The organism is Helicobacter sp. MIT 21-1697 (assembly GCF_026241255.1).
In the GTDB taxonomy this organism is placed as follows: Bacteria; Campylobacterota; Campylobacteria; order Campylobacterales; family Helicobacteraceae; genus Helicobacter_C.
Genome location: NZ_JAPHNC010000016.1, coordinates 1 through 15,574, shown reverse-complemented (window position 1 = coordinate 15,574; position 15,574 = coordinate 1). Strand labels below are relative to the sequence as shown.

The 15,574-nt window shown below is 35.2% G+C and carries 17 protein-coding genes; 13 read left to right on the top strand and 4 right to left on the bottom strand.

The window, feature by feature from the left end; translation table 11 throughout:
• Positions 1 to 126 precede the first annotated feature (126 nt).
• Entirely contained in the window at positions 127 to 675 is a 549-nt protein-coding gene (locus OQH61_RS09340) for a hypothetical protein (protein WP_266027161.1), read from the top strand.
• 162 nt (positions 676 to 837) lie between these two features.
• Positions 838 to 1,539 (top strand): hypothetical protein, encoded by a 702-nt coding sequence (locus tag OQH61_RS09335; RefSeq protein WP_266027160.1) that lies wholly within the window; start codon positions 838 to 840, stop codon positions 1,537 to 1,539.
• Positions 1,540 to 1,572: 33 nt separating this feature from the next.
• On the opposite strand, the gene OQH61_RS09330 is transcribed toward OQH61_RS09335, so the two are convergent.
• Positions 1,573 to 2,694 carry an ABC transporter permease gene (locus OQH61_RS09330; protein WP_266027159.1) on the bottom strand — a complete coding sequence of 374 codons (1,122 nt, stop codon included), beginning with the start codon at positions 2,692 to 2,694 and terminating at the stop codon, positions 1,573 to 1,575.
• A complete protein-coding gene (gene glyS, locus OQH61_RS09325) occupies positions 2,691 to 4,766 on the bottom strand; it encodes a glycine--tRNA ligase subunit beta (protein ID WP_266027158.1) in 2,076 nt (691 codons plus the stop codon). The genes OQH61_RS09330 and glyS overlap by 4 nt, the downstream gene beginning before the upstream one ends.
• 106 nt (positions 4,767 to 4,872) lie before the next feature.
• On the opposite strand from glyS, the gene OQH61_RS09320 reads away from it, so the two are divergent.
• Positions 4,873 to 5,574 (top strand): hypothetical protein, encoded by a 702-nt coding sequence (locus OQH61_RS09320; RefSeq protein WP_266027157.1) that lies wholly within the window; start codon positions 4,873 to 4,875, stop codon positions 5,572 to 5,574.
• Between the two features lie 88 nt (positions 5,575 to 5,662).
• Here OQH61_RS09320 and OQH61_RS09315 read toward each other — a convergent pair whose 3' ends face one another.
• Together OQH61_RS09315 and OQH61_RS09310 are read right to left on the bottom strand one after the other, a co-directional pair.
• Positions 5,663 to 5,977, bottom strand: coding sequence for a DMT family transporter (locus OQH61_RS09315; protein WP_266027156.1), 315 nt, complete (start codon positions 5,975 to 5,977; stop codon positions 5,663 to 5,665).
• Positions 5,974 to 6,435, bottom strand: coding sequence for a DMT family transporter (locus OQH61_RS09310; protein WP_266027155.1), 462 nt, complete (start codon positions 6,433 to 6,435; stop codon positions 5,974 to 5,976). The genes OQH61_RS09315 and OQH61_RS09310 overlap by 4 nt, the downstream gene beginning before the upstream one ends.
• 226 nt (positions 6,436 to 6,661) lie before the next feature.
• On the opposite strand from OQH61_RS09310, the gene OQH61_RS09305 reads away from it, so the two are divergent.
• The 10 genes from OQH61_RS09305 (at position 6,662) to OQH61_RS09260 (ending at position 15,395) form a co-directional block, all read left to right on the top strand.
• A complete protein-coding gene (locus tag OQH61_RS09305; RefSeq protein WP_266027154.1) occupies positions 6,662 to 7,699 on the top strand; it encodes an alpha/beta hydrolase in 1,038 nt (345 codons plus the stop codon).
• 230 nt (positions 7,700 to 7,929) lie between these two features.
• Complete coding sequence (locus tag OQH61_RS09300; protein ID WP_416232498.1) at positions 7,930 to 8,889, top strand: DNA adenine methylase; 960 nt, start codon at positions 7,930 to 7,932, stop codon at positions 8,887 to 8,889.
• Between the two features lie 34 nt (positions 8,890 to 8,923).
• On the top strand, positions 8,924 to 9,493 hold the full coding sequence (locus OQH61_RS09295) for a type II restriction endonuclease (protein ID WP_266027162.1): 570 nt from the start codon (positions 8,924 to 8,926) through the stop codon (positions 9,491 to 9,493).
• 287 nt (positions 9,494 to 9,780) lie between these two features.
• A complete protein-coding gene (locus tag OQH61_RS09290; protein ID WP_266027153.1) occupies positions 9,781 to 10,275 on the top strand; it encodes a cyclophilin-like fold protein in 495 nt (164 codons plus the stop codon).
• 175 nt (positions 10,276 to 10,450) lie between these two features.
• On the top strand, positions 10,451 to 10,909 hold the full coding sequence (locus tag OQH61_RS09285) for an SDR family NAD(P)-dependent oxidoreductase (protein WP_266027152.1): 459 nt from the start codon (positions 10,451 to 10,453) through the stop codon (positions 10,907 to 10,909).
• Positions 10,910 to 10,941: 32 nt separating this feature from the next.
• Complete coding sequence (locus OQH61_RS09280) at positions 10,942 to 11,094, top strand: hypothetical protein (RefSeq protein ID WP_266027151.1); 153 nt, start codon at positions 10,942 to 10,944, stop codon at positions 11,092 to 11,094.
• Positions 11,095 to 11,255: 161 nt separating this feature from the next.
• Positions 11,256 to 11,504: a hypothetical protein gene (locus OQH61_RS09275; protein WP_266027150.1), complete on the top strand. Its 249-nt coding sequence runs from the start codon at positions 11,256 to 11,258 to the stop codon at positions 11,502 to 11,504.
• Between the two features lie 41 nt (positions 11,505 to 11,545).
• Positions 11,546 to 14,020 (top strand): DNA cytosine methyltransferase, encoded by a 2,475-nt coding sequence (locus tag OQH61_RS09270; RefSeq protein WP_266027149.1) that lies wholly within the window; start codon positions 11,546 to 11,548, stop codon positions 14,018 to 14,020.
• Complete coding sequence (locus OQH61_RS09265; RefSeq protein ID WP_266027148.1) at positions 13,998 to 15,257, top strand: restriction endonuclease; 1,260 nt, start codon at positions 13,998 to 14,000, stop codon at positions 15,255 to 15,257. The genes OQH61_RS09270 and OQH61_RS09265 overlap by 23 nt, the downstream gene beginning before the upstream one ends.
• 9 nt (positions 15,258 to 15,266) lie before the next feature.
• Entirely contained in the window at positions 15,267 to 15,395 is a 129-nt protein-coding gene (locus OQH61_RS09260) for a hypothetical protein (protein ID WP_266027147.1), read from the top strand.
• Positions 15,396 to 15,574: the final 179 nt, after the last annotated feature.

Genomic DNA, 15,574 nt, shown 5'->3' with positions numbered 1-15,574 from the left:
GGCGTTAGGGTTTTAATGTTTGAAGTTTGAGTGATGAGTTCTATAAGGTATGATTGAAGGTTTTAAGTGAGATACAGATTCAAAAAAGTATAATACACAATACATTCTATCTTTGCTGGAGAGAAAATGAAAAATATTGTTTTGATTGATGCAGATTATGATTTGGTTACATCTCTTTTGAAACAGGGAAATTATAACATTGCTCTGCTCATTAGTAATTTTATATCTCAAGAGCAAAAGTCAAAATTGCAACATCACATTCCGCTTATCTTGCCAAGAAATCAAATTACTTATGAGGACTTTGCCACAATTTATCATAATGGTTACAATCTCACTTTTGATGAAATAAAAGCTTTTCAACCCACACAACTGCGCGTAGAGCATTATATACAAAGATATTGTTTGGATAGAGGAATGATTCTATATATGTATTATTTGGCACTCGGATTTTATTTGGATTTTTTCAGTAAAAATCATATTGATATGATATTTTTAAATGACCAAGTTCATTATGCCTATACCGATGGTATTATCAAAGATATAGCAGCTAAAAAAGGCATTGATTTTTTTAATCTTGGATTAAGCTCGGGCACAGATGAGGAAACTATTTTACATCTCTATCATAATGAAAATTTTGTAAATATTAAAGAAATAGTTGCGGGGGGGGGGCGTTGATTTAAAGCCTTATATCAAATCGTTTCAAAATCCCAAAAAACCCGCCTTAAAAAAACCTTTAAAATATTTTTTCACGACAAAAATAAAACCGCTACCAAGCCTCATAACTCATTTTATAGCGAGCACGCAATATAATCTCAATCACAAGATAAAAAGCCAATCGTGCGTTGCTCTAGGATTGAATCTTTTTATGGTTCATTGTATGTCAAAAAGCTTTTCAAATTCTATGAGCGCTTAAGTGTTGAGATTGATTTTGCACGAAGCAAATACAATTTTATTTATTATTCTTTGAATCTAGAGCCCGAAGCTATCATTATGCCAAGGGCGCTGCTCAATTCTCAAATGTTTATCATCAAAATGTTGGCAACTTCTTTACCCAAAGGATATAAACTTTATGTCAAAGAGCACCCTGCGCAATTTTTTATTTATGAACAACATAATATTCTCTTTTCTCACATTTCTTATTTTAGAACACCACTTTTTTATCAGCAGCTTAAGGCGATTCCAAATGTGGAGTTAGTGAGTATCAAAACTCCATCTAGTGAATTAATTAAACACGCTAAGGCGATAGCATTTTTGGCTGGTTCTGTGGGGATTGAAGCAGTTCTTGCAAAAAAGCCAATCTTAAGTTTTGGCATAAATCTTAATTTTGTTGCCCTACTCAAAGATTGCTTTGAGATTCGTTCAAAAAAAGATATAAAAGACGCCCTCAATACAATAGAGCAGGGATTTACTCCGCATTATGAAGATTTAGAATCTGTGGTAGAAAAATTTTGTTTGAGTTCTAGCGTCTTCAAAAAAGATAAAGATATTTTCATAAAGCTTTTTGATAAAATGCTTGAGATACACAAAGCTCAAAAGTAGATTCTATATGAAGCCATATTTATCATAGAGGTGTTACCAACGCAAAGTCTTTTTATAAATCACGAGCACACTCGCGCCTGCATACATTATCCCTAAGAATAGCAAACTCATAAAATACTCCCATACACTGCCAAAGCTAGCACCCATTTGGTTAAGCTGCAAAAGTCCATTGATTCCGTGGTATGCGGGTAAAAAAGCAATGACATCATTTGCCCAAGGGGCGATTTGTGCTTTGGGCCACATAAAGCCAAGCAGAAATACAATGGGCATAGAGGCGAGCATAATAATTTGCGTTGAAAGGGAGCGTTTGGGAAGTAGAGCGCCAAAAAATACGCCAAATGCAGCCGTTGAAAGGATAAAAGCAGTGCTAAAGAGCCAAAAATCAAGAATATTCGCATTGACATTGACACCATAAAACGCATACGCAAAGCCAAAATAAAATGCAAAAAGCAGAGTATAAATGCAAAAAAACACAAAAATTTTGCATAAGATTAGAATCAATGGATTTGCCCAGCAATAGTAATTTCGCACACCTTGAGAAAATTGTTGATTCTGTGTGCCACCAATGATACCAGCTCCAGCGACAAGCGTTTGGTGCAAAATAAAAATAAGCACAGGAGCGAGTGTATAGTTAATATAGCCCATTGAGGGATTAAAAAGTGGCATAAATGTGGGCTGTAAAATATCGTGTTCTTGGATATTGAGTTTTGTCTTATGAAGTGCGTTAAATTCATTGATGACATCGGCAGCAGCATTTGCAATAGCCCCATAAATAAGTAAGTATGAAGCATTTGCCATAATAGGAATTGTGGGCGGTATATGTTGATAGAGATGTTTTTGAAAGTCTTTGGGGATAATAAGCAAGCCATAGATACGATTAGATTCTATAAGGTTTTGTGCTTTTTCTGGGCTATGGAGAATCTCCACGAGTTCTAAATGTGGCGATGCTCTTATAAGTGCGATGAGTTCGTGCGATGAGGAAGTGTCATCATAATCAATAAGTGCGATTTTTTGCGCACTTACGACATCTTCATAATAGGGCGTAGGATAGAGGAAAAGATAAAAAAGCGAACCTCCAAAAATAATAAGCATAGCCGAAACAGAGGTAAATATATTTTTTGCTTCAAGTATAAAGATGTGATACGCTGATTTCAAAGTGTAATATCCTTAATGTCCCCAATGCGGAGAAATTCATTATATATGCTCAAAATAAGCATTTGACGATTTGTCTTCATAGCGTTATTATTATCATTTACAAGCACAGAGGCAAAAAATGCCTCCAAAGGTTCTTTAAGTGCAAAAAGTGCGGCAATATGCTCACTTATGTCCTTAAATTCTTTTGTTTTAAGGGCTTTAAGCGCTTCATAAAGGGCGATTTCTTGAGGAAGTTTTAGGAGAGATTCATCAATATGTGAGGGAGTTATATCATCATTCAAAATATTTGCTACGCGTTTAAAAAGCGTGATGAGAGCTTGTTTATCGCTTTTTTCAAAAAATGCGCTAAGCGCCTCAACATTGCGTATAATCGTATTGAGATTGCGCACTTTTGCATTATTGACACGCGCATTGAGCACACATCGGATAAGTGAGGGATTGACTTTGAGCATACCCTCAAGCCGCTCAAGGAAAAAAGATTCAATGCGTTGCATATCGCTTGGTTTATACCCTCCTGCTTGATATAAACGAGGCATATCTGTGAGTAAATCAAAATCTAGCCCATAATGCCATATGATTTTAATCACACCATTTGCAGCCCTGCGCAGAGCAAAAGGGTCTTTTGAGCCGCTAGGAATCTTATCAATGCTAAAAAGGGCAAAGATATTATCAAGCTTAATACTAAGGGCAAGGAGCGCACTTAGTATATGGCTAGGAAGTGGAGAATCCTCGCCTGTGGGGAGATATTGTTCTTTGATAGCTTGAGCAACAAGTGGGTGCATACCAAATTTTTGTGCATAATAATAACCTATGATTCCCTGCAAATCGGTAAATTCATATACCATTTCTGTGAGCAAATCAGCTTTTGCATATTTTACCGCAGTGCTTAATATTTCTTGGGATTGTCCAATCTCCATATCAATTTTATGGGCATAGGACTTGAGCAGTGTAAGAGCAATGATACTTTCGCGTTTAGTTTTATCAAGAAGCGAACCTAACCCATCAACAAAGAGAATCTGATCCAATTTTTCGGGAGTAAATCCATTTTTAAGGTCATTTTCATAGAAAAATACAGCATCAGAGAGGCGAGCCTTTAAAACCTTTTGATTGCCTTGCACAATGGGTGCAAGATTCGCAGCAGTAGAGTTAGAGACAAGCACAAAGCCATTGTGAAGTCGCCCATCTTTGTAGGTGGCAAAATATCGTTGATTTTCTTTCATTGAGGTGATAATAACTTCATTGGGCAGTTGTAAAAATGCCTTATCAAAGCTTCCATACGCTGCGCGTGGATATTCTGTAATGGCTACTACTTCATTGAGCAGCTCCTCGTCAATTTCTACCTTTATGCCCTCTTGGGATTCTATGGTAGCAATTTGCTCTAAAATCATTGCTCTTCGTTTGTCTTGCTCAAGTATGACCTTACCATTGTGTAAAGATGTAAAATAATTAGCCACAGAGGTAATAGCAAAAGGCTCAAAGCTTACATCTCTATGGAGATAAGTTTGTGCCTTGCTCTGCAAACCAAAGGCGTTAAAAGCGATATTTTCCTCTCCGAGTAAAACAAGGATATTGCGCACAGGGCGGATAAAACTCTCATTTAAATCACCCCAAAACATACTTTTGCCAAAATGCAGTGCTTTAAGCCATTCTGCGAGAATCTCTCCTATAATATCTTGTGTTTGCGCACCTTGTTGCATTTTGGCATAATAGAGGACTTCTTTATTGTCTTTTAGTCTTGTCTCATAAGGTGTGTTTGGGCTTAATCCAAGTTTTTTAAAAAAGCTCTCTCCAGCCTTGCTTAAGCCTTTTGTCGTATCGCCATCAATAAAAGCGATGGCAATGGGAGGACCATATGATTCTATAAGCATATCTTGTGTGTGAGTAGCGAAGTTTTGCTCATAAAGCACAATGCGGCGCGGCGTAAAATAAAGAGTGGGTGCAGAAGTAATATGATGTTTTTGTGCGATTTTTTGCCATTTTTCTACCATATAAGGCAGCTCTTTGAGGAAAGGAAGAGCGGGAAGTTCTTCAGTAAGAATTTCAATAAGTAAGGGCAAATATGATGATTTCAAGGATATTCCTTTAAAATTTAGATATGATTGTGTCATTATAATGCAGACTTGTTGAAAACTTATTTATATTATTGAGAATACCTAAAGTATTATTGGAGGTGAGAGGGTGAAAGTCATCGTTGGATTATGTATAATGGCAATAAGCGGAGCTTTAAGTATTGCCTTTGCCCTACCACTTCATAAAATAGAGGGCAAATGCGTGCAACCAAAGGAATTTAATAAAAACCAAAAGCAAGTTATTTTAAAAGCTTTTAAATATGGTGCAAAGAGCGGTTTTGGTTACACAATGGCAGCTATTGCGTGGAAAGAATCTTGTGCTGGAGAATATCGGGTGAATTTCGCTGACCCTTCAGCTGGTATTTTTCACGCGCATATTCCGGGCATTATTAAAAAACATAAGCAAAAAGATTCTAATTTTATGCGTAATATGGTGGGGGAACTTCTTATGCGCGATGATGGTTTTGCGCTTCAGAGCGCACTTGAGGAGCTAAGCTATTGGCACAAAGTGCGTAAGGGAAATTGGTATGAAGTGATTAAGTCTTATAATAAAGGTTTTAGCTGGGAAAAAAACAAAGAGCGTGATAAAATGGCACAGGAATATTTTGAAGATGTAATTGAGCGTGTCAAAGCACTGCAAGGGTATATCCCTAAAATTTCATCAAGCACTGCAAGGCTTGCCAAAGAAGATTATGCACTGGAGTTTTTAAAAATAGCTTCTCAAACATCTTATAAACCTTATAGTGGCAAGAAAAGTAGCATTCAAACAAATAAAAAATCGCAAGGGGATTTTCTTATTTTAGAAGAATAAGTTTCATTCATACTAAAAATTTCCGTCTTTGATTACTTCACTAAAGAATCCTTAAAAAAGCATTTATACAAAGGGCAGGGGCTTTCATCTACGACAATGCCTTTAACCCCACAACAGAGATAATAATAAGTGCGATGAAAAAGAGCTTTTTGACGCTCTTGCTCTCTTTGAAAAACCATATACCTACAAGCACACCACCCGCTGCGCCAATGCCTGTCCATATCGCATACGCAGTTGCCATAGCAATGCCCTGCATAGCCAAAGAAAGGAAAGCAAAACTTAATAAAAACTGCACTAACATACCAAATGCAAAGATTTCACGCCCTGTAAGGCTGTATTTTTTCATCAAAATCACACCCACGATTTCTAAGCACCCAGCCAAGATTAAATACACCCAGCTCATTTTCTCCCCCTTGTGCTACTAGATTCCGCATTAGAATCTACACAAGAATCTTGCACAATCTCATCAAGCCCCAAATCGTGCGAAATCTCTTGTGCGAGTTTTTCTTCTTGCGCTTCTTCTGTTTTATCTGCTGAAAGCTTTAGTCCCACCACACCAATAAGCAAGGTGGTAATAAAAAGGACTTTAAGGGCTGAAAATTCCTCACCAAAGACAAGGATTTCAGCTAGAGTAATCCCTGCTGTGCCAATGCCCGCAAACACGCTATAAGCGATTCCAACTTCTAGCACTTTTATTGCCAAAATCCCACAAATAAGAGAGGCAAAAATCCCAATGCCTGTGAGTGCATAGAGAAAGAGACTATCGGCATATTTTAGCCCACTTGCCCAAAAGCATTCTATAATGCCACCTAAAAGCACTAGCCCCCACGCAAGATTCTGGGTAAGTTTAAACTTTTTCATTTATATCCTTTGTGTTTGTTTTGTGCATTTTATGAGTGCAAAAGCCAAAGCTCCCATAATGCAATTTAGAATCTCTATAATAGCTACTATCCCTTATCATCGCGCTTCCTCCTTTTCTACGATTGTGTATTATAGCATAGATTTAATTTTCTCTCTCACCCCTTGACAAATACTAGGTATCAGGTTTTATAATTTCAAATATATTTTAAAATCATAAGGAGCAGTAATGAAAAATAAGACACTCTCGCAGACATTTGGGGGCATCGTATTGATGCTGATATTTTTGATAGGAGGTGCAGCTATGGCACAAGAAAAATGGGATAAGGTTTTTGCCAAAAGCAATGAAGTCAAGGTGCAAAAGGTGAAATTCACCAACCGCTATGGAATCACACTCGCAGGGGATTTGTATCTACCTAAAAATATTAAAAAAAGCGATAAGCTCCCAGCTATTGCAATCAGTGGTCCTTTTGGCGCAGTCAAGGAGCAGGCAAGTGGATTTTATGCACAAACTTTAGCACAAAAAGGCTTTATCACTCTTGCATTTGACGCTTCTTACACAGGGGAGAGCGGGGGCAAACCTCGCAATGTCGCCTCGCCTGATATAAACACAGAGGATTTTAGTGCAGCGGTGGATTTTCTAAGCAATTATGCGAATGTGGATTCTCAAAGAATTGGCGTTTTGGGCATTTGTGGATTTGGTGGTTTTGCGCTTAATGTCGCTGCGATGGATACGCGCATTAAGGCAGTAGTAACTTCTACAATGTATGATATGAGCCGCGTGAATGCCAATGGCTATAATGATTCTATGGACGCAAAGGCGCGTTATAAGCTAAAAGTTTCTCTCAACGCACAGCGCACAAAGGATTTCAAAAGTGGCACTTATGCCAAAGCAGAGGGCTTACCTCAAAAGCTTACAGGCGATGAGCCACAATTTATTAAGGATTATTTTGATTATTATAAGACCCCTCGCGGATTCCACGCGCGCTCCATTAACTCTAATGGAAATTGGAATCTCACTTCATCTTTAGGCTTTATTAATGCACCTATTCTTGCATACAGCAATGAGATACAAAGCCCTGTTTTGCTTATTCACGGCGAGGCGGCACATAGCAGATATTTCAGTGAGGACGCTTACAAAAAGCTAAAGGGCAAAAACAAAGAATTATTGCTTATTAAAGACGCCAATCACACTGATTTGTATGACAACGCGCAAAAGATTCCCTTTGATACAATCGCAATGTTTTTTAAGGAGAATTTGAAATAAGATTCTAAGTTGCCAAAAGACTTAATAAGGTTTAATGAGAAATCTAGGCTAACTTAAGCTATAATATCCATAGATTGATAGTTAAGGTAAGGAGCGGGTTTGAATCTATGGATATGCAATGTTTTAACTCAAAATTGTTATAATTCCACAAAACTTAAGGCAATCCATTGACACAACAACAATCTTTATTTCATTTTGACTCTTTGCAACAAGATAAAGCAGTAGATTCTGTGAAAAAGCAAAATTTGACTTCTAAGCAGCATTTTTTGTGCAATCTCAAAGGCAAATCCCTTGCTTATAAACGCTATACTAAAAGCCCCTTGCGCTATGGTGGAGGCAAAAGCCTAGCAGTTGGGTTAATCTTAGAGTATTTTCCTAATGATGTAAAGCGTTTAATATCGCCTTTTATTGGTGGAGGGAGTGTAGAAATCGCAAGTGCGTTAGAGCTAAATTTAGAGGTGAAAGCCTTTGATATTTTTGATATTTTAGTGAATTTTTGGCAAGTTTTGATTGCAGATTCTTTGAAGCTTTATGATGAACTTTTGAAGCTTGAGCCTACAAAGGAAACTTATACAACGATAAAAGATGAGTTGAAAGCCTTTTGGAATGAGCGACACAAAAATGCACAAAACACTCCTTTAAAAAAGCTAGATTCTCTAACCCTTGCAAGAGATTATTATTTTAATTTTAATCTTTCTTATGGTCCCGGTTTTTTGGGCTGGATGAGCAAGATTTATGCAGATAAAAGTCGCTATGTGAATGCGTTGCAAAAGCTTAAAAGTTTGGGGCAAGATAAGAGATTGCAAAATCTAAGTGTGGAATGTGCGAGTTTTGAAAAAGTGTTTGAAAGCTATCCAAATGACTTTTTTTACTGCGACCCGCCTTACTTTTTAGAGGGAGATTCTCAAATGTTTAAAGGAATCTATCCTATGCGAAATTTTCCTATTCATCACAATGGCTTCAATCACACGCTTTTGGCGCAATGCCTCAAAAATCATAAGGGCAAATTTATTTTGAGTTATAATGATTGTGAATTTGTGCGGGAGACTTATAAAGATTATAGAATCTTAGAGCCAAAATGGCAATACACTATGGGGCAAGGCGAAATAAGAGTGGGTAAAAATAGAGTGGAACGAAATGAACCAAACAATGTCAAACAAAGCCACGAATTGTTGATAATAAAGGAGTAAAAATGAAAATAGATGAAGTAAAAACTGCTTTAAAATTGCTGATGTAGAATTTGTGGAGGGAAGCACGAGACTTAATTTTAATTATCTTAAGGTTTTAAAAGATGAAAAGGGCAACCCATTGTCTCAAAGCATTTTAACGCAAAATGTCGCAAGGGTTTATCTTATAGTTGTCAATGGTGAGATTAAAAAGATTGGTGGAAGTCAAGCCGATGGCGGCATTAAAAATACTTTGTCTATTTATCGCGATGGCGGAACAAAGGGACGACCAAGCATTAGGAGTTTTGGAATATGGTATTTTTTGTATCATACGATTCTAAGCGGCGCAAAAATAGAATTTTATATGATTTACCAAGAGAATTTTGAAAAAGACATCAAAGGGCTTTTCGGGCTAAAAAGAATCCAAAATGCTTATATTTCTTATAAATTGATTGAGCAATGTTGTGTGGAGGATTATTTAAGTGTTGAGAGTGGCAAACACCCTGATTGGAATGTGCAAGAACAAGGAATGGATTGGCCTCTTGATATTAAAAACGAACACGCAGAGATTCTAAAAAATAGCTCCATAAGAGAAAAATTCATTAAAAGAGGAGAAGTGAAAAGGTAAGTTTTGCCTCAATAATCTCATAAAAATGATAAAGATCTTTTGATAAGCAATTTTAATTTGCCAAATGAAATCTATTGCATAGCGCGTAAAGGAAATAAACAATAGAATCTTGTATGTAATTGAAATAAACCACGCACAACATTAAGGTGCGAGTGGTATAAAGAGCAATTTGCAGCTTGAAAGATATTCTTGCTTGACACATTCATTCTTCTAAACCCTTGACAAACACTAGGTATCAGGCTTTATAATTACAGAATCTATTCAAGATTTAATCATAAGGAATGCAAATGAAGTTTTCAAAGATTCTTTGTCTGTGCGTATTGCTTATGCAATGCACATTGGGTGAATGTTTCGCACAGAGCCAAAGCTTTGGTGGCATAGATTCAAGAGCAAAGGAGGAGCAAATGCAAATACAAATGCACTTTGGAGGACAAAGCTTTGTTTTAGGTTTGGAGAATAACGCAGTAGCAAAGGAATTTTATGCACTTTTGCCCCTAAGCTTAAATTTTAGTGATTATGTGGGTAAAGAAAAGATTGCCAAACTTGACACACGCTTAAGCGCACAAGAGGGCGTAGAGTATGAGCCACAAAGCGGAGATTTTTTCTATTTCGTTCCTTGGGGCAATGTCGGGCTATTCTATGCCAAGCAGCCCCCTTATCCGGGTGTCATCAAGCTAGGAAGCATAAAGGGCGCAAGAAAATCTTTTGTCGCACAGCTCAAGGCGCAAAAGCAGGATTTTATCCTCACAATAGAAAAATATCCTAGTGAGAAGCAAAGATAACTTGGTAGCTTTTTAGGTATTTTGGGATAAAGATTAGATACCAAAAAGAATCCCATATCGCGTAGAAAATGCGTGAATTTGCTAGATTGATGTTCGGAGCGATTGAGCTTTTAAGTTTTGTCAAAGAGGCTTAAGAATAGAATTTTGCGAGAGCTAAAATTGCAAAAGGGAAAAAATGAAAAAGAATATCGTTGTTGTAGGCGCAGGGAAAGGCTTAGGGAATGCTATTGCAAAACGTTTTGGCAAGAATGATTTTAGGGTCATTCTCATTGCAAGAAATGTTGGGAATCTAAACGCATATAAAAAAGAGATTGAAAAAGAGGGCATTGAGACTTTTATCTATTCTGCAGATTGTGAAAAACCGCAAACTTTGGAATTTGCTTTTAAGGAAATCCAAGCTGCCTTTGGTGTGCTAGATGTCCTTGTGTATAATGCAAGAGTGCGTGAGGACGGGTTTGCAACAGCATTTAGCAATGATGACTTCATTAAGCATTATCAAACCGATGTCGCAAGTGCCTTGTGTTGCGTTAAGCTTGTAATGCAAAAACAAGCGGAGCAAAGAAGCGGTGCGATTCTATTATCGGGCGGTATTTTGGGGATAATCCTAGCAAAGAACACGCGGGAATCTCAATAGGCAAAGCCGCGCTCAAGGCACTTGGCAAGACATTGCACGATGAATTAAAAGAAAAAGGCATTTTTGTGGGGCTTATCACCATATCAGGACACATTCAGCCAAACACACAACACGCCCCCGAATTGATTGCAGAGAAATATTGGGAAGCTTACCAAAAGCAAGATAAATACGAAATCGTGTATTAAACTGCAAATTTTAAGGAGGGATAATACAGGAAATAAACAGCAGAAAATATCCTAGTAGGGAACAAAAATAAATTGCGCGGGTCATTAGCTAGGTAGCACGAAAATTAAAATATATAGCCCAAATATTGTATAATGCACTAAAATTTAGTTCAAGGTTTTTTATGTTCTCTCTTGCAAACCGCCGCTACACAGGGGCAAAAACAAAGCTTCTGGACAAAATAGATTCCGCCCTTTTGCAAAGCTTTGATTATAGGACGCATAAGAATCTTAGCTTTTTTGATGTCTTTGGTGGCACAGGGGTTGTGAGCGAATATTTTGGATTTTCAATATGGAAAGGTTGGATGTTTAGAATAATTGCAACTCTTTATAGTAATGCAATTTATCAGCAATATTTTAAGGCTTTTTGGTAAAATGAGGGCTTTGTATATCAGAAAGGAGTATTTTAGAACGAATGTTGCCAAATAAAGCTTTAACTTATATTTCACTTTTTTCATCTGCTGGAGTGGGTTGCTATGGTTTCAAAGAGGCTGGGTTTGAATGTATTGCCACAAATGAAATCATAGAGCGCAGATTAAGGATTCAAAAAATAAATAAAAAGTGCAAATATGAAAATGGTTATATCAGCGGAGATATAAAAAATAAGCAGACAAAAGAGCAGATTTTAAAACAAATTGATTTTTATAAAACCTTAGGAAATGACAGGGTAGATGTCTTAATTGCTACACCACCTTGTCAAGGAATGAGTGTAGCAAATCACAAAAAAACTACCAATGAAATAGAGAGAAACTCTCTAGTTGTTGAGAGTGTTCATTTAATAAAAGAAATTAACCCAAGATTTTTTATTTTAGAAAATGTCGCAAGTTTTTATAAAACAGGTTGCGTAGATACAAGCGGTAATATTGTGCCAATAGGCAAAATGATAGAGGCAAATTTATCCAAAGAATATTCTATTTACAACGAAGTTATTAATTTTAAAAATTATGGTGCAAATTCAAGCAGAACTAGAACTTTAGTTATCGGTGTGTGCAAAGAGCTTAAAAATCTTATCACTCCGCTAGAGATTTTCCCACAATTTACACAAGAGAAAATACTCAAGGAAGTTATTGAATCACAGAAATCCCTACAATGGGGCGAATATGATAAAAATGATTTTTATCATAGCTTTAGAACTTACCCGCAACATATGAGAGAATGGATACAGGATTTACAAGAGGGGCAAAGTGCATTTGACAACAAAGAAGATTCTAAAAAACCGCATAAAATCTTAAATGGTAAGATTATTGTTAATGCTTCAAAAAATGGTGATAAATATAAAAGGCAAAAATGGAATGTGGTAGCCCCTTGTATTCACACAAGAAACGACCAAATGGCTTCTCAAAACACTATTCACCCAAGCGATGACAGGGTATTTTCCATAAGAGAGCTAATGCTTATGATGAATATTCCACAAAATTTTAAGTGGCTTCCCTTAAGTCTTAAAGAGTTAAATGCTTTAAATGAAAAAGAAAAACAAAAGCTCTCTAAGCAAAATGAGATGAATATAAGGCAAAGCATAGGTGAAGCAGTGCCAACGATTATTTTTCAACAAATTGCAGATAAGATTCAAAAATTTATGCACGAAAAACAGCTCAACAATAAAGAAATTTTAGAACTCATACAGACTAAAAATTTACAAGATTTTAAACATTTAAAAATTTTTATTCAAGAAAATATAAATGTAATTTCAAATGCTTCTTTATCTTATTTAGCAGAGAGAGCAAATACGCAAAGAACTCAAAATGCTGCCTATTTTACAAATAAATTTATTATTAATGAAATTGCAAAAACTTTACCAAACTTCAACAAAGATTCTATAACTATTATAGAACCAAGTGCTGGGTGTGGAAATTTCGTTCCTATTCTCTTTAAAAAATATGCACATATAAAACAAGTGCATTTAAAGCTAATTGATATAAATCAAAATAACTTAGAAATTTTAAAAATGCTCTACAAAAAACAAGCACCTAAAAATTTCAAACTTGAATTTATTTGTAGCGATTTTATGGAATATAAATCTCCAAATGTAGATTTGATTGTGGGAAATCCTCCATTTAGCAAAATTGGCAAAAATCAAAATTTGGCTAAGCTTTTTTTAGAAAAATCTCTACAAATGGCAGATTTTATCTCTTTGATAATGCCAAAAAATTTGCTCAATACTAAAGAATATGAAAATACTAGGGCAAAACTACAAGAAAATGGGGTGAGCCATATTTTAGACTTTGGGGAATTAGGCTTTAGTGGCGTATTAATAGAAACGATAAGCATTACCACAGGAAAAGCAAAGGAAATAAGAGTCAAATCTCTGCCGCTTGGCTTAGAGTTATCTCAAAAAAGCTCTTATATCTTTGATAAAAAGCTACCTTATTGGGTTATCTTTAGAAATAATTTTTTTGATAGCGTTTTTAAATCCTTAGAATGTGGTATCTTTAAATCTTTTAGAGATAGGCAACTTACAAATTCCAATACAAGCACAAAGAAAAATGATATAAGAATTATTAAATCACGCAATATTGCGAACAATGGAAAGCTTATTGAAATAAAAGATTACGATAGCTATATTTCAAAAAAAGATTTAAGTAAATTTAAAATAGCCGAGTTTTTAGATAGAGATGATGTTTATTTAACGCCTAATATGACTTATAATCCACGCTTAATCAAAAAACAAAAAGGCTTTATTGTCAATGGCTCTGTGGCAATTCTTATCCCAAAAGTGAAAATGAATCTTACCCAACAACAACAAGACTATATTGCAAGTGAAGAGTTTAGAAATTTTTATAAAATTGCTAGAAATTATCAAACACGCACACTCAACATTGATAGCACAAGTTGTTTTTGGTTTGGAATCCAAAAAGAAAGTAATAAAAATGCAAACACAACAAATTATTGATTTTTTAAAAGCCTATAATTATGATGTTAGAATAACTCATAATGCAAGATGGATAGACCAAAAATGCACTTGCGATGTATTGTCTATTATCGCAGATTGTATTTTGGAATACACGGATTACAATATTAATATAGAATTTTCTATCAGTGATATTTGGCAAAGTGAATATGCAAATCAAAATGTTGTAGCAATTTTCTCTAAACCTAGCACAGATTCTGTGTTTGCACGCAATGAATATGATAAATTCTTTTCCCAGCCCATTAATCTTTTCGCTTATAGCGGTATTTTAGAGTTTGTAAGTAAAAAAGGCACAAGTAATATTTTCAAAATCAACAACTTAGCATTGCTAGAATTTATTGCTATGCGGGAGACAAATGCCTTAAAATTTTTAATTTTATACATTGAAAAAGTGTTGATAGATAGTGGAATCTATAATTTCTTTCACATTTTCTTAGAATATCAAGATAAAGAAACTTTTAGAAATTTAAAAGATAATTTTGCACAATTTACAATACAAAACACTCCAATTAACCAAGATGTAGAATGTGGCAGAATCTTTACTAAAATCCTCAATCCTCTAGCTTTCAAATATCAGAAAAAAGGTACGAGAAAAGGGCATCTTTCAAAGACAATCATTACTTTTGATGAACTTAAATATAATAGAATTAATTGGTATGATGAATATAGCAATAAAGATAAATTGCTCACAAGACAAGAACACGAACAGATAAATTTCGCACTACAAGCAAATGCTCATTACAACATACAAAAGGCTAAAAAGGTGGTTCGTAGGTATAATGATAGATTTAATAATGGCTTATCTGAAGTGAAACAACAAAACGAAAATGTAAAGGCTACGCAAATTCATCATATATTTCCAGCTTCAGAATTTCCAACTATTAGCGATTTCATAGAAAATCTTATTGCTCTAACCCCCAATCAACATTTTTCTTATGCACACCCTAATAACCAAACAAAATATATAGACAAAGATTTTCAATATATTTGCCTACTTGCAAAAACAAATACAATAATGAATGATTTAGCACAAACTTATGATTTTGATAATTATAAATTTGTATTAAATACAGGGCTCAATACAAAGGAATTTGAAACAATTTTTGATTTTGTAGCATTAATTGAAAAAATAGACTATTTCTACTCGGATTTCAATACGAACAAATATCAAAACTTCATTAAAGAGAACAGACCAAATATTAATTTTGAAAAAAGCTAAGATTAAAAAATGTTTCACCTCGCAAACCGCCGCTACACAGGGGTAAGAACAAAGCTTCTGGACAAAATAGATTCTGCCATTTTGCAAAACTTTGATTATAGGACGCATAAGAATCTTAGCTTTTTTGATGTTGTATAGTATTGTCTAAAATCAAAGTGTATTGAAAATCATTCAAATAAAGCAAAGTGCGAGAGAATAAAGAATATTTTAAAAATCAAAGTCCCACTCATATTTGGACAAAATGTAGAGTATTTTGCTACACTTTGTAGTAAGATTTTAGACATTTTCCAAACACCTTTATATATTGTGTCTAAATA

Coding starts and splice junctions, on each gene's coding strand:
- OQH61_RS09285 (WP_266027152.1), top strand. CDS start 10,451: ATGAAAAAGAATATCGTTGTTGTAGGCGCAGGGAAAGGCTTAGGGAAT.
- OQH61_RS09265 (WP_266027148.1), top strand. CDS start 13,998: ATGCAAACACAACAAATTATTGATTTTTTAAAAGCCTATAATTATGAT.
- OQH61_RS09340 (WP_266027161.1), top strand. CDS start 127: ATGAAAAATATTGTTTTGATTGATGCAGATTATGATTTGGTTACATCT.
- OQH61_RS09315 (WP_266027156.1), bottom strand. CDS start 5,977: ATGAGCTGGGTGTATTTAATCTTGGCTGGGTGCTTAGAAATCGTGGGT.
- OQH61_RS09260 (WP_266027147.1), top strand. CDS start 15,267: ATGTTTCACCTCGCAAACCGCCGCTACACAGGGGTAAGAACAAAGCTT.
- OQH61_RS09305 (WP_266027154.1), top strand. CDS start 6,662: ATGAAAAATAAGACACTCTCGCAGACATTTGGGGGCATCGTATTGATG.
- OQH61_RS09310 (WP_266027155.1), bottom strand. CDS start 6,435: ATGAAAAAGTTTAAACTTACCCAGAATCTTGCGTGGGGGCTAGTGCTT.
- OQH61_RS09290 (WP_266027153.1), top strand. CDS start 9,781: ATGAAGTTTTCAAAGATTCTTTGTCTGTGCGTATTGCTTATGCAATGC.
- OQH61_RS09270 (WP_266027149.1), top strand. CDS start 11,546: ATGTTGCCAAATAAAGCTTTAACTTATATTTCACTTTTTTCATCTGCT.
- OQH61_RS09275 (WP_266027150.1), top strand. CDS start 11,256: ATGTTCTCTCTTGCAAACCGCCGCTACACAGGGGCAAAAACAAAGCTT.